The sequence below is a fragment of the Methylobacterium sp. CM6257 genome (assembly GCF_054611515.1).
Genome location: NZ_CM137735.1, coordinates 3145395 through 3158753 on the forward strand (window position 1 = coordinate 3145395; position 13359 = coordinate 3158753).

The 13359-nt window shown below is 72.9% G+C and carries 11 protein-coding genes and 1 pseudogene; 5 read left to right on the top strand and 7 right to left on the bottom strand.

The annotated features are described in order from the left end of the window. Nucleotides 1-21 precede the first annotated feature (21 nt). The 3 genes from ACYCO6_RS15380 to ACYCO6_RS15390 are packed head-to-tail and all read left to right on the top strand — an operon-like array spanning nt 22 to nt 3808. Nucleotides 22-1050, top strand: coding sequence for a GNAT family N-acetyltransferase (locus ACYCO6_RS15380; protein WP_459772678.1), 1029 nt, complete (start codon nt 22-24; stop codon nt 1048-1050). After that, nucleotides 1047-2378: a lysine N(6)-hydroxylase/L-ornithine N(5)-oxygenase family protein gene (locus ACYCO6_RS15385; protein WP_459772680.1), complete on the top strand. Its 1332-nt coding sequence runs from the start codon at nt 1047-1049 to the stop codon at nt 2376-2378. Before ACYCO6_RS15380 ends, ACYCO6_RS15385 begins: the two co-directional genes overlap by 4 nt. An 8-nt stretch (nt 2379-2386) precedes the next feature. Continuing rightward, nucleotides 2387-3808, top strand: a complete 1422-nt coding sequence (locus ACYCO6_RS15390; protein WP_459772682.1) for an MATE family efflux transporter — start codon at nt 2387-2389, stop codon at nt 3806-3808. 24 nt (nt 3809-3832) lie between these two features. Here ACYCO6_RS15390 and ACYCO6_RS15395 read toward each other — a convergent pair. Then, nucleotides 3833-4345: pseudogene (locus ACYCO6_RS15395) on the bottom strand (sigma factor); the annotation flags it as partial. Between the two features lie 410 nt (nt 4346-4755). Between ACYCO6_RS15395 and ACYCO6_RS15400 the strand changes: the two are divergent. After that, on the top strand, nt 4756-5151 hold the full coding sequence (locus tag ACYCO6_RS15400) for a DUF3307 domain-containing protein (protein ID WP_459772684.1): 396 nt from the start codon (nt 4756-4758) through the stop codon (nt 5149-5151). A 22-nt stretch (nt 5152-5173) separates the two neighbouring features. Here the strand turns inward: ACYCO6_RS15400 and ACYCO6_RS15405 are convergent, their stop codons facing one another. Further along, entirely contained in the window at nt 5174-7429 is a 2256-nt protein-coding gene (locus ACYCO6_RS15405; protein ID WP_459772685.1) for an SLC26A/SulP transporter family protein, read from the bottom strand. A 237-nt stretch (nt 7430-7666) separates the two neighbouring features. On the opposite strand from ACYCO6_RS15405, the gene ACYCO6_RS15410 reads away from it, so the two are divergent. Continuing rightward, the gene (locus ACYCO6_RS15410) at nt 7667-9055 is read left to right on the top strand and encodes a hypothetical protein (RefSeq protein WP_459772687.1); all 1389 of its coding nucleotides are present in this window, start codon (nt 7667-7669) and stop codon (nt 9053-9055) included. A 12-nt stretch (nt 9056-9067) separates the two neighbouring features. Here the strand turns inward: ACYCO6_RS15410 and ACYCO6_RS15415 are convergent, their stop codons facing one another. The 5 genes from ACYCO6_RS15415 to ACYCO6_RS15435 all read right to left on the bottom strand — a co-directional run bounded on the left by ACYCO6_RS15415 (nt 9068) and on the right by ACYCO6_RS15435 (nt 13358). Further along, complete coding sequence (locus ACYCO6_RS15415) at nt 9068-9349, bottom strand: hypothetical protein (protein WP_459772688.1); 282 nt, start codon at nt 9347-9349, stop codon at nt 9068-9070. 167 nt (nt 9350-9516) lie between these two features. Then, nucleotides 9517-10692, bottom strand: coding sequence for an FMNH2-dependent alkanesulfonate monooxygenase (gene ssuD / locus ACYCO6_RS15420; protein WP_459772689.1), 1176 nt, complete (start codon nt 10690-10692; stop codon nt 9517-9519). A gap of 19 nt (nt 10693-10711) precedes the next feature. After that, nucleotides 10712-11563: an ATP-binding cassette domain-containing protein gene (locus ACYCO6_RS15425; protein WP_459772690.1), complete on the bottom strand. Its 852-nt coding sequence runs from the start codon at nt 11561-11563 to the stop codon at nt 10712-10714. Continuing rightward, nucleotides 11563-12345: an aliphatic sulfonate ABC transporter permease SsuC gene (ssuC, locus tag ACYCO6_RS15430; RefSeq protein ID WP_459772692.1), complete on the bottom strand. Its 783-nt coding sequence runs from the start codon at nt 12343-12345 to the stop codon at nt 11563-11565. The genes ACYCO6_RS15425 and ssuC overlap by 1 nt, the downstream gene beginning before the upstream one ends. After that, nucleotides 12345-13358: a sulfonate ABC transporter substrate-binding protein gene (locus ACYCO6_RS15435; protein ID WP_459772693.1), complete on the bottom strand. Its 1014-nt coding sequence runs from the start codon at nt 13356-13358 to the stop codon at nt 12345-12347. The genes ssuC and ACYCO6_RS15435 overlap by 1 nt, the downstream gene beginning before the upstream one ends. Nucleotide 13359 lies beyond the last annotated feature (1 nt).

A 13359-nucleotide genomic window follows, 5' to 3' on the forward strand; every position in this document is an offset into this window, starting at 1 on the left:
CCGACGACACGCGGAGGACGGATGAGCGCGTTTGCGAGACCTGTGGCGCAGGCGGAGACCGGTGTGCGGCTCGCCGTGGCGGGAACCCGGGAGGCCCCGGTGCTCCGCGTCCGCGAGCCCGCCCCGCCAGCCGAGGCGGCGGAGGCGATCCTGGCCCGCGCCGAGGCGCTGACCGCGGCCGACACACGCGTGCACCGGATCGGGGTCGAGGCCGAGCCCGAAGCCCTCGGGCGGCTCCTCGCCCTCGGGGCGGCCCGGCGCTGCGGCGGCGGGGTGGAGATCCTGCCGGCCCTGCTCTGGCAATGCGCCGTCCGCTGGCTCCCGGCGGCCCGGCCGCCCTTCCCCGCGCTGTTCACCGCCACGGAGGGCCGCCGCCACCCGCTGCGGCCGGAGCCCCCCGCCGGCACCGTCTACGCGCGCGCCATCCCCTGGCTCGGCCGACGCTTGAGCTTCCGCACGATGACGGATCCGGGGGACGTCGCGCTGTTCTCGGCCTGGATGAACGACCCCCGCGTCGCCGCGATCTGGCAGGAGCACGGCACGCTCTCGGAGCACGCGGCCTACATCGCGCGGCTCCAGGCCGACCCCGCTGGCCTGCCGCTCCTCGGCTGCCTCGACGGCGTGCCGTTCGGCTATTTCGAGCTGTACTGGGCCCGGGAGAGCCGCCTCGGGCCGCTCTATGAATCCGGCCCCTACGACCGCGGCTGGCACGTGGCGATCGGCGACGCGGCCGTGCGCGGGCGCCCGCATCTCTCGGCCTGGCTGCCCTCGCTGATGCACTACCTGTTCCTCGACGAGCCGCGCACGGAGCGCATCGTCGGCGAGCCCCGGGCCGATCACGCCCAGCAGATCTGCAACCTGCACAATTCGGGCTTCGGCACGCTGGCCACCGTGGATTTCCCGCACAAGCGCGCGGCCCTGGTCGCCCTGTCGCGCGAGCACTTCTTCCGCGACCGGCTCTGGGTGCCGGGCGCCGCCGCCGACGCAGCGCTGCGGCCCCCCGCCGTGCCGGGCGATGCGTGCCCTCCCGCCCAGAGAGACGAGCCATGACGGATCACCCCGCCACCGACGACATCATCGGCATCGGCTTCGGCCCGGCCAACCTCGCCTTGGCCATCGCCCTGAGGGATGCCATGGCCGGGCGGCCCCTGCGGCCGTCAGTCCGCTTTATCGAGCGGCAGGAGCGGTTCGGCTGGCACCGGGCGATGATGCTGCCCGGGACCGACATGCAGATCAGCTTCGTGAAGGACTTGGTGTCCCTGCGCGACCCGACGAGCCCGTTCAGCTTCCTCAACTACCTGCACGTGAAGGGGCGGCTCAGCACCTTCCTCAACCTCAAGACCTTCACCCCCTCACGGATCGAGTACAACGACTATCTCGCCTGGGCGGCGGCGCATTTCGTCGACGTGGTCTCCTACGGCCATACGGTCGAGGCCGTCCGCCCGGAGACCCGGGACGGGCGGCTCGCCGCCTTCGTGGTCGAGGCCCGGGACGGGACGGGCGCACCCCGCCTGCGCCGCTGCCGCCATCTCGTCGTGGCGGCCGGCGGCGACCCGGCGATCCCGGAGCCCTTCGCCGCGCATGCGCGGGACCCGCGGCTGATCCACTCCTCCTGGTACCTGCCGGGGATCGCGCAGGCGCTCGGGGCGCCGCGCCTCGACGGGCCCGAGCTCCGCATCCTGGTGGTGGGCGGCGGCCAGAGCGCGGTCGAGATCGCCACCGACCTCGGCGCGCGCTACCCCCGCACCCTGATCGACCTCGCGATCCGCGGACCGGCCCTGAAGCCCGCCGATGACAGCCCCTTCGTCAACGAGATCTTCGACCCGGCCGCCGTCGACCTGATCCACGCCGCGCCGGCGCCCGTGCGGGCGGAGCTGATCGCCGCCCACCGATCCACCAACTACGCGGTGGTCGATGCCGACCTGATCCAGGATTTCTACGCCGCGCTGTACGAGCAGGCGGTGAGCGGGGCGATCCGTCACCGGCTGCGGCGCAGCACCCGGGTGGTGGCGCTTGAGGCCGCCCCCGACGGGCTGCGCGCGTCCCTGCGCGACGACGTCGCCGGCGGCGAGGAGCGGCAGAGCTACGCGGCGGTGATCTGCGCCACCGGCTACCGGCGCGCGGCGGTGCCGGCGATCCTCGATCCCGTGCGGCCCTTCATGGCCGGCGAGATCGTGGACCGGCACTACCGCCTGCCGCTCGACTCCGCCGAGCCCCGGGTGAGCCTGCATCTCCAGGGCTTCAGCGAGCCGACCCACGGGCTCACCGAGACGCTGCTGTCGATCCTGCCGGTGCGGGCCGGCGCCATCGCCCGGACGATCCTCGGCGCGGAGCGCGCCGCGCGGTCCGCCATCCGCTTCACCGCGTCGGTCCCGTGAGACACAGCGTGCCGCGCCCCCGGAACCGGCCCGTCGACCTCGACCAGGACCGCGTCGTCGCCCTGGTTCTGCGCCTGTCGGGACCCGCGATCCTCGGCATCTCGGCCCACGCGCTGCAGATGCTCGTCAATGCCTGGTTCGTGGCCGATCTCGGTGCGGCGGCGATCGCCACCATCGCCATCGCGTATCCGGTGACGCTGCTCGTCGCGGCCCTCGGCTACGGCGCCGGGATCGCGGCGGCCTCGCAGGTCTCCCGGGCGCTGGGCGCCGGGGACCGGGACCGGGCCGGCGCGGCCGCCGCCCTGGGCTTCTGGCTGAGCCTGCCGGCCGGGCTGGCGATCACCGCCGCGATCCTGGCCGACACGCCCGCCTGGCTCGGGCTCCTCGGTGCGGATGCCGAGCTCGCCGCCGCCGCCGCCCCCTACACGGCGCTCGCCACGCTAGGGACGGCCCTGATGCTGGTGATGATCGTCGGCGGCTTCGTGGTCCGCGCGCGGGGGCATGCGCGGCTCAGCGGCGCGATCATGGTGGGCAGCTTCGGCCTCAACATCCTGCTCGACGGGGTGCTGATCCGGCTCTGCGGCCTCGGCACCGCGGGAGCCGGCTGGGCGGCGATCGGCGCGCAGCTCGCGGGGGCGGGCGCCTATCTCCTGCACTTCGCCCGGGCGCAGGGTGCGGATCGGATGCGCCTCCGGTGGCCCGGCCGGAGCGCGCCCGGGCTGCTGGCCGAGGCCCTGCGTCTCGCCCTGCCGGCCACCGGCTCCAGCCTGCTCGCAGCCTTCGCGATGGCGCTGTTCGTGGAGGCGGCCGCGCCCTACGGCGATGCCGCGGTGGCCGCTCAGGGCATCGCCCTGCGCCTGGCCCTGGTAGCCGCCCTGCCGCTGCTGGGCATGATGGCCGGCGCCCAGGCTGTGCTGGGCCACGCCTCCGGCGCCGGCCGGATGGACCGGCTGCACCGCGCCCTCCGCTTCGTGGTGGCCGCCGCCCTCGCCTACGGGGTGGTGGCGGGCGGGCTGATGGTGGCGCTCGCCGCGCCCCTCGCCGGCCTGTTCGCGCAGGATCCCGAGACCGCCCGGGAGGGTGCCCGCGCCGTCGCGGTCTTCGCCCTCGCCCTCGTGCCGGTGGGGCTACAGCTCACAGCCGCGACCCTGTTCCAGGCGATCGGCGCGCCGCGCCGGGCCGCCGCCGTATCGCTGGCCGCACAGGGGCTGGCGCTGATCCCGCCGCTCCTGATCCTGCCGCCCCTCCTCGGCTATGCGGGGGTGCTCGCCAGCCGGCTCGCGGCCGAGTTCCTGGCCGACGGGCTCGGACTGGCGCTGATGCTCGCGTGGCTCGCGCGCGCCCGCCGGACAGGCGGCGCAGCGCCGGTCGAGGGCCGCGAGGCAGTGCAGGTGTCCCCGGCGCACGAGGCCGCACACCAGGGCACGTGAGAGGCCGAGCCGCTGCGCGATCTCGATCTGCGGCACGCCCTCGACCCGGTGCAGCCGGAAGGCGGTGCGCACCGGCTCCGGCAGCTCGGCCAATGCGGCCTCCACCTGGCGCAGGGATTCTCGCGAGGCCACGGCCGTCTCGGGCGTTCCCGCCCCGGAATCGACCGGGTCCGGCGCCGCATCGAGGCCGGTGAACAGGCGGCGTTCGAGGCTCCGCCGCCGCGCCCGGTCGAGGGCGAGGTTGCGGACCATCCGCCCGACATAGGCGGCCTGGAGTCCGTCCCCGGCCTCCGGCGGATCGGCGACGAGGCGGAGCATCACGTCCTGGACCACGTCCTCGGCCTGCGCCGGGCAGTCGAGGATGCGGCGTGCGCTCATGAGATAGGCGGCCCGGCGCCGCTCGAAGGTGGCGAGATTCCACGGCACGGCGCCGTACGGCCGCCGACAGGGCGGACCGGCCGGATTCGCCGCCCCCTCCGCACCGTGGTCCTGCGCGTCGTGATCCCGGGGCGCCAATGTCATGCTCGCAAGATTCATGCAGGCAGGACGGCTAACATGCGGGATACTTTCTCAACAACGTCTATCTTCATAAATTAGAACTATTAAAACTTGCGGTATTCCCGGTTTTGATTTGAATCGAAGGAGTTAATACTTTTTATTTGCGGAATTATACTGGAGGAGATGCCGCCTTCCGCATTGTTTCAGGCTTCGATGTGGTACCGAGCCGCCCGGAAATCCGGTATCGAAGGCTCGGCCGGCGCAGGGGCCGGCGACCGGATCGGGGTCTCCCCGGCGGCCGGACGGACGGTTGAATCGCGGGGTCGATGCAGATTCCGGCGCAAGCCAGGTCAGGTGCGGACGTGTATGCTGGGGGATGCTCGAATCGGGTCGCGGGATACCGGTTCGAGCATCCCCCGCAGGATCGCGGCAGGAGAACCAGGGCCGCGATGCCGTCCGTCGACACCCTCGTTCCGGTTGGAGCCTTCGCGCTCCTGTACCTCGCCTTCGCGGTGAAGCACCTCGGAGCGGATTTCCTCCTGCAGAGCAACTGGATGGCGCAGGGCAAGGAGCGGGCCTCGGCCTGGGCCGGCCCGCTCTGCGCCCATGCCGGCCTGCACGGCCTCGGCACGCTGCTCATCGCGCTCGCCGTCAAGCCGGCCCTGTGGTGGCTGGGGCTCGTGGATTTCGCGGTCCACACGGCGATCGACCGCGGCAAGGCGCTGGTCAGCCAGCGCACGCGATTCCCGGTGACCGATGCCCGGTTCTGGTGGCTGATCGGCGTCGATCAGTTCCTGCACCAAGTGACCCATATCGGGCTCGCCGTGGTGCTGGCGGCGGCCTGATCCCCGGGCTCCGCCAAGCGCCTCACTGCAGCTCGGCCTCGAGCAGCCGGTTCGTGTCGGCGACCTTGCCGGCGAGTTCCAGGATCAGGAAGCGCTGGAACGACAGCGCGAGGTCGGGGCGCTCGCGCTCCATGCGGGCGAGGGCGGCGCGGTCGACGCCGACGACGCGGCAGGGGCTCTCGGCGATGGCGGTGGCGGTGCGCCGGCCGCCCTGCGCCAGCGCGATCTCGCCGATCACCGTGCCCGCCGTGGTGGTGCGCAGACGCAGGTTGGCGCGGCCCGGCACCTCCATCTCGATGGAGACGACCCCGCGCTCAAGGAAGTAGAGGGCGTCGGCCGCCTCGCCCTGGCGCAGCAGCACCTCGCCCGCCGCGAGGTCGCGCACCGTGAGATAGGGGGCGAAATCGCCCGGCCCGAACGCACGGCCCAGCCGCTCCGCCATGTGGCGGGCGAAGTGCGCGACCTCGCTGTCCCCGGCGCTTCCGGCCTCCGACAGCAGGGTCGCCTCCGCGTCGCGCAGGGCCTCGTCCAGGGTGCCCAGGATCCGGATCCGCGAATCGGCCGTGAGGCCGTTGCGCGCGATCTGCCGGCACGCCGCCGGCTCCAGATGGACCAGCAGGACGTCGACCCCGCGCTGCTCGGCGAGCTGCCCGACCTTGCGGAACGCGATGAGCGCCGAGCTGTCGAGCCCGACGCACTCCCGGAAATCCAGGATGAGGACGCGCAGGTCTCCGGACTCCGCCGCGGCCCGGCGGTAGACCGCCTGCGCGTTGAGGAAGAACAGGTAGCCCTGCAGGGTGTAGATCCGGATCCGCTCGCCGGCCTCGCGCAGCCGCTCGGCCGCGTCGGGCCCGCGGATGACGCTGCTGCGCCGCTCCGCCCCGGAGAGCGCCCGGCGGACGGCCGGGATCTGCCCGTATTGGACCGCGAAGATCAGGATCGCCAGCACGACGCCGACCAGGAAGCCCGCGGTGGCTCCGAACAGGGCGGTCGCCCCGCACACCACCAGCGCGATGCCGGTCTCCCAGCGCGGGAAGGTCCGGCAGGCGAGCGCCAGGTTGACCAGCAGCCCCAGGCCGATGGCGATCAGGGCGCCGCCGGCGAGCGGACGGGGCAGCAGCGCGAGCGGGCTCGCGCCGACCACGAGCAGAGCCGCCATGACGGCGAGCGTCAGCCACCAGCCGAGCCAGTGGCCGCCGCCGATATTGTGCAGCAGCAGCGTCGAGGTCCGCCCGAAGCCCATCGCCGAGCTGCCGAACAGGCTGCCGACCAAGTTGGTCGCCCCCGAGGCGACGAACATCCGGTCGATGTTGAGCTCGCGCCGGATCTCCAGCTCGACGCTCACCACGTAGAGGATCTGGATGATCACCGCGACGACGACCTGCGTGGCGATCCGGGGCAGGATCGGCAGGAGCAGGCCGGGATCGAAGTCCAGGAGGCTGCCCACGGCCGGGGCGCGCAGCAGGGATCCCGAGGGCAGCGGCTCGATCAGCCATCCGGCCGCCTGCGCGGCGGCGATGTCGGTGCCGGTCCAAGCGAGACCGAGATGCACCACGACCAGGCTCGCCAGGATGACCGCCGGATAGGTTCCCCAGTGCCGGATCCGCCGGGGCAGGTAGAAGGCGCAGAACCCGATGCCGAGCGCCAGGCCGAGGCGTCCGAGCGCCCCGGCATCGATCCGGCCCGGGTCGAAGGCGGCCGGGTCGAGGATACCGAGCAGCGCCGCCAGAGGGTCGTCGAGATGTGCGCCGATCTGCAGGCCGCTGCGCAGGAACAGCAGCCCGACGCCGCCGAGGAAGCCGGCCAGCACCGGATAGGGCAGGAGCTGCGTCAGCAGCGAGGCGCGCAGGGTGCCGAGCAGCACGAAGACGATCCCGGTGGTGAAGGTCGAGACGCCGCAGGCGACGAGGACCATCCGGCCGACAACCTCCGGATCGGTCACCCCCGCGGCCCGCAGCCGCTCGGCGACCGCGGCGGCGATCGCCGCCTGGACGATCGCCGCCGCGCCGATGAAGGAGAGCGACACCCGGGCGGTCCGCCGGAGCGCGATGAAGACGAGGCTGCCCAGCACATAGGCTGCCAGCATCGCCGACAGGCCGGCGACGCGGCTCTCGGCGAGCGGGCCCGAGAAGATGAGCTGCGAGAAGCTGATGAGGTCGAGGAGGAGCACCATCACGGTGACCGCCGCGGCCGCCACGATGCGGGCCCCGCGCAGCAAGCCCTCGCGCGGGCTGGCCTGAGTCCCGGCTCCGGCGGACGCTATGTCGGTGGTTGTCATCGGCACGCCATCCGCATCTCGGTGTCCCTCTGGAGCCGACCGGGCAGATCCCGTGCAGTCGCGCGTGCGGATCGTCGCGGAATCACAGGATCCAAGCTTGGCCGAGTCCATCCGAACCTAATGACGGAGGCGCGCTTAAATTATCGTGCAGGCGCCCCGCAGCCCGGAGACCGGCCGGTCTTGGGCCTGGACGGTGCGGCCGCAGCTGCTAAGCGGACGGTGTCGAGGAGCCGCCGCATGTCCGCACCGTTCCGACTGCCCCGTCCCGCCTGCGCGGCGCTGCTGCTCGCCGGGCTGGCCGGGTTCGCGCGCGCCGAGGATGCGCCGTCGATCGCCTGGCCCGAGCCCGGCGGCCGGGCCACGATCAGCCGGGCCTTCAAGGGATCGCCGATCACCGTGGGCGTCTCGTCCCGGACCGCCGGGGCCGTCGACAGCCTGATCTGGGGCGGCACGCAATTCATCAACGCCCACGATCACGGCCGCGAGCTGCAATCGGCCTCGGCCTATGACGGCTACGGCGAGTGCCTGAATCCCACGGAGGCCGGCAGCGATGCCGACGGCCCGGGCCCGCGCAGCACGAGCCTGCTCACCGCCCTCCAGGTCAGCGCCGACACGCTCCAGACGCGGTCGCAGATGGCCTACTGGGTCGGGCCCGGCCAGACCACCGGCAGCTGCCCCAAAGGACCCGGCCCCCATGCCGGGCCCCGCTCGGACGACGTGCTCGCCAAGCAGGTCACCCTCGGCGCCGAGGGGGTGGCGAACGCCATCGCGTACCGCGTCACCTACATCACCGCGCAACCACACGCCTCGGCCACCTTCGAGGCGGCCACCGCCTACATGCCTCCGGAATTCGCGCAGTTCTGGAATTTCGACCCGGCGACGGGCCAGTCCGCGCCGCTCTCGGCAGGGCCGGGCGAGCAGGGCGTGCCGGTGATCCTGGCCAATGCCGACGGGTCCCGGGCGATGGGCGTCTACAGCCCCGCCCTCCCCCAGCCGACCGTGCCGAATGCCGGCTACGGCCGCTTCAACTTCGCGACCCTGCCGGGTTCCGGCAACGCGACGGTGAAGTGGAACTGCGTCTTCCGGGAGAACAACGTTCCCGCGGGCGCCCACAGCTACACCTGCTACGTGGTGGTCGGCACGCTGGAGGACGTCAAGACGGGGATCGCCGCCCTGCGGACGGCGCTGGGCGGCGGAAAACCCCCCACCCCGGCCCCGCGCGCACCGGTCCCCCAGGCCGCCGCACCGCCCCCGGCCAACCGGGTCCCCGGCGAGGCGCTCTATGTCGGCACGCAGGCCGGCTGCAATGCCGGCGAGGTGACGACGGATCCAGGCTACAAGGGCTGCGCCACGGCCCCGATCGGCGCCACGCTGGCCCGGCCGAGCTCGCCGGCGGATGCGCCCGTCTACGTGGGCACGGCGGCCGGACTCGATGCCGGCCTCGTCACCAACAACCCGCGCCATCTCGACGCCGGCACGCGGCCGATCGGCTACCTCGCGTCCCCCGGATCGGGCGGGACGCCGCTCTATGTCGGCACGCAGGCGGGGTGCAATGCCGGGGTGGTCTCGACCAACCCGGCCCATCTCAATTGCCGCGGCATCCCCCTGGGGTTCGCCGTGCGGTGAGGAACTCGGGACTTACCGCGCCTCGCTGACGCGCTTGGTCGCCCGCTGCTCCTTCTTGTAGGCGGTGATCGCCGCCGAGCAGCCGGGCGAGAGCTTCTTCAGGTTGGCCTTGAAGCAGGCCTCCACCTCCGGGCCGCCCGGCGCGTAGGCGCTGCAGTAATCCATGTAGTCGCCGGTGCAGTACTGCTTGAGTGCCTCGCGGGCCGGGGATTGCTCCGCGAACGCGGCGGCGGGACCGAGGCAGAGGCCGGTGGCCAGGAGGGCTGTCGTGAGGGCCGTCTCGGTCGAAGTCATGGACATCCTTCGCTCATCCAAATCGCGCGAGCGCGTCGCGCGGCGATGGGCGGGGCGGATGAGCGCCAAGGATGGCGTGACCATGACGGCCGGATGGCGCGGATGCGGGCCAGGCATGTCCGGATCGGGATGCCGGGCCGATCCGGGCGGCCCCGCATGTCCTCCGGTCAGTGCGCCCCCACCCGGCGGGCCGGCACGAGGTCGTTGGCGATGATCTCGCCGAACGGGCCGTCGTTCCGGACATTGCCGGCCGGCCGGCCGGTGGTGGCGCGCAGCGGCAGCTTCGGGAAGACCAGCTCGGCGAAGCGGTAGGCCTCTTCCAGATGCGGGTAGCCCGAGAGGATGAAGCGGTCGATCCCGAGATCGATATACGCCTTCATCCGGTCGGCGACCTGATCGGCCGAGCCGACCAGAGCCGTCCCGGCGCCGCCGCGCACGAGGCCGACGCCCGCCCAGAGGTTGGGCGAGACCACCAGCTTGTCGCGGCGCCCCCCGTGCAGCGCCATCATCCGGCTCTGGCCGACGGAATCCTGCCGCTTCAGGGTCTCCTGGGCGCGGGCGATGGTGGCGTCGTCGAGCTTCGAGATCAGCCGTTCCGCCGCCTCCCAGGCCTCACCCTCCGTCTCCCGGGCGATCACGTGCAGGCGGATGCCGTACGAGAAGGTTTTCCCCCGCGCCTCGGCCGTTTGGCGGGCGGCGGCGATCTTCTCGGCGACCTGCGCCGGGGGCTCGCCCCAGGTCAGGTAGACGTCGCAATGGTCCGCCGCCACCGCCATGCCGGCGGGCGAGGAGCCGCCGAAATAGAGCGGCGGATAGGGCTTCTGCACCGGTGGGAAGATCACCCGTCCGTTCTCGGCGCGCAGATGCTGGCCCTCGAAGCTCACGGTCTCGCCCGAGAGGAGGCCGCGCCAGATCGTCAGGAACTCGTCGGTGACGGCGTAGCGTTCGTCGTGGGACAGGAACACGCCGTCGCCGGCGAGCTCCACCGGATCGCCGCCGGTGACGACGTTGATCAGCAGGCGTCCGTCCGAGATCCGGTCGAGGGTCGCGGTCATGCGGGCCGCCGCGGAGGGCTCCATCAGCCCCGGCCGCACGGCCACGAGGAAGCGGAGGCGCTTGGTCAGCGGCGCCAGCGCCGAGGCGACGATCCAGGAATCCTCGCAGGAGCGCCCGGTCGGCAGCAGCACGCCGTAATAGCCGAGCTCGTCCGCGCCTTGCGCGATCTGCCGGAGATAGCCGAGCGAGACCTCCCGGGCCCCCTCCTGCGCGCCGAGATAGCGGCCGTCGCCGTGGGTCGGCAGGAACCAGAGGACGTCGGCGCGCCCGTCATGCGGTGCGGTCATCGTAGAACTCCGTTGTGTGTCAAGCGGCCTGCGGCGTGCCGAGCAGATGGTCGAGGATACGCCCCTCGAGCCGCGCCAGATCCGGATCTCCGCGCCGGCGCGGGCGCGGCACGTCGACCCGCAGATCGAGGGCGATGCGGCCGGACTCCACCACGAGGATACGGTCGGCGAGCGCCACCGCCTCGGCGACGTCATGGGTGACCAGCAGCGCGGTGAACTCTTGAGCCCGCCAGATCCGCTCGATCAGGTCCTGCATGCCGATGCGGGTCAGCGCGTCGAGGGCGCCCAGCGGCTCGTCGAGGGCGAGCAGGCCGGGCCGGCTCACCAGCGCCCGGGCCAGCGCCACGCGCTGCCGCTGACCGCCCGACAGGGTCGCGGGCCACTGCCCCGCCTTGTCGGCGAGGCCGACCTCGGCGAGTGCCGCCAGCGCCCGCTCCCGGCGCTCGGCCCGGGTGCCGTGGCCGGACAGGCCGACTGCGACGTTGTCCACCACCCGCGCCCAGGGGAGCAGCCGGGGCTCCTGGAACATGATCCGCTTCGGCGGCTCGGACCGGCGGGGGCTGCTGTCCGACCCTTCCAGATCGATCCGGCCGCCGTTGGGTGTCTCCAGCCCGAGGATCAGGCGCAACAGGGTGCTCTTGCCGCAGCCGGAGCGGCCGACCACCGCGGTGAACCCGCCCGCCGGCAGGAAGAGGTTCAGGTCTTCGATGACCGGGTTGCCGTCGAAGCGCTTGTGCAGGCCGCGGACGGTCACGGCGATCCCGCGAGCGGCGGGCCCCGTGGGCGGGCCCGACGGCGCCGGGCTGCCGGCCGGACGGGGTTCGGTAATCGCGTCGGGAAGCGCCTCGCGGCGGATGGCGTCGAGCAGCATCAGGCGCTCCTGTAGGCGGGGTTCCAGGCGAGGCAGGCGCGTTCCAGCTGGCGCGTCAGCGCGTCGGCGATCTTGCCGAGGCCTGCGTAGATCAGGATCGCCAGCACCACGACGTCGACCAGCATGAACTCGCGCGCCTGCATGGCCATGTAGCCGAGCCCCGACGAGGCGGAGATCGTCTCGGCGACGATCAGCGTCAGCCACATGATGCCGAGCGCGTAGCGCAGGCCCACGAAGATCGACGGCAGGGCGCCGGGCAGCACGACCCGGGTGAACAGCTCGGTCCGGGACATGCCGTAGACCCGGCCCATCTCCACGAGGCCCGGATCCACCGAGCGGATGCCGTGCAGGGTGTTGGCGTAGATCGGGAAGAACACGCCGAGCGCCACCAGGAACAGCTTGGCCTCCTCGCCGATGCCGAACCACAGGATCACCAGCGGGATCAGCGACAGGTGGGGCACGTTGCGGACCATCTGCACCGAGGTGTCGGTGAGCCGCTCCGAGACGCGCGACAGGCCGTTGGCGAGGCCCAGCGCGAAGCCGATGCCGCCGCCCACCACGAAGCCCGCCAGTGCCCGCAGGGTGCTGACCCCGAGATTGGTCCAGAGCTCACCGGTCCGCCCGGCCTCCCAGCCGGCCCGGACCACGTCGAGGGGCGCGGGCATGAACCGGTTGGAGACGAGCCCGGCCGAGACTGCGGCCTGCCAGCTCAGGAGGATTACGGCGGGCAGGAGCCAGGGCAGGGCCGCGTCGCGCAGGCGATCGAAAGGGGCGACGCGCATCAGCGGCTCTCCGCCCGGCGTTCGGGCTGCGTCCAGACCGCGTCGGCGACCCGGATGGGTTTCGGCAGAAGGCCGAGGGTGTGGAAGGCGTCGGCGACCCGCTGCTGGTCGGCGATCGCGGTGGCGTCCAGGGGCGCCGCGCCGTAGGACTGGCGCTCCAGGGCGACCTGCAGGACCGGGGCCGGGACGCCGATCGCGGGTGCGAGTTCCGCCGCCACCGTGTCGGCGTGACCCTCCGCCCAGGCATCGATGGACCCGATCGCCGCGATCACGGCTGAGACGATCTCGGGGCTCGACTCCGTGAAGGCCCGGCGTGACAGGTAGAATTCGCGATTGGGCGCGATCCCCTGCCCGTCCGCCAGCACCCGGGCGCCGGTGGCGCGCTCGGCGGCGGCGAGATACGGATCCCAGATCACCCAGGCGTCGACGGACCCGCGCACGAAGGCGGCGTTGGCGTCCGCCGGCGCCAGGAAGGCGAGCTTCACCGCATCGTAGGGCAGGCCCGCCCGCTCCAGGGCACGCACCAGCAGGAAATGGACGTTGGAGCCCTTGTTGAGGGCGATGGTTTTGCCGCGCAGGTCGGCGACGCTGCGGACGGGGCTGTCCTTGGGCACGAGGATCGCCTCCCCCCGCGGGGCCGGCGGCTCGGTGGCGACGTAGCGCAGTTCCGGGCTCGCCCCTTGCGCGAAGATCGGCGGCGCTTCCCCGGCCGTGCCGAAATCGATCGCGCCGGCGTTCAGCGCCTCCAGCAGGGGCGGTCCGGACGGGAATTCCGACCACGACACCGTGGTGCCCAGCGGCCGGAGCGCCGTCTCCAGGGTGCCGCGGGCCTTGAGCAGCACGAGGGCGCCGTATTTCTGGTAGCCGATCCGGATGCTGCCCACCGCCGCGCGGGCGGGGCGCAGCATCGCGGCCGCCGCGAGGCCGAGCCCGGCCGACAGGAGCAGGCGGCGGTTCGGGGCGGTCCCGGCGGCGTGCGGGAGGGACAGGGCGTGGGGCGTTCGGTGGGTCATG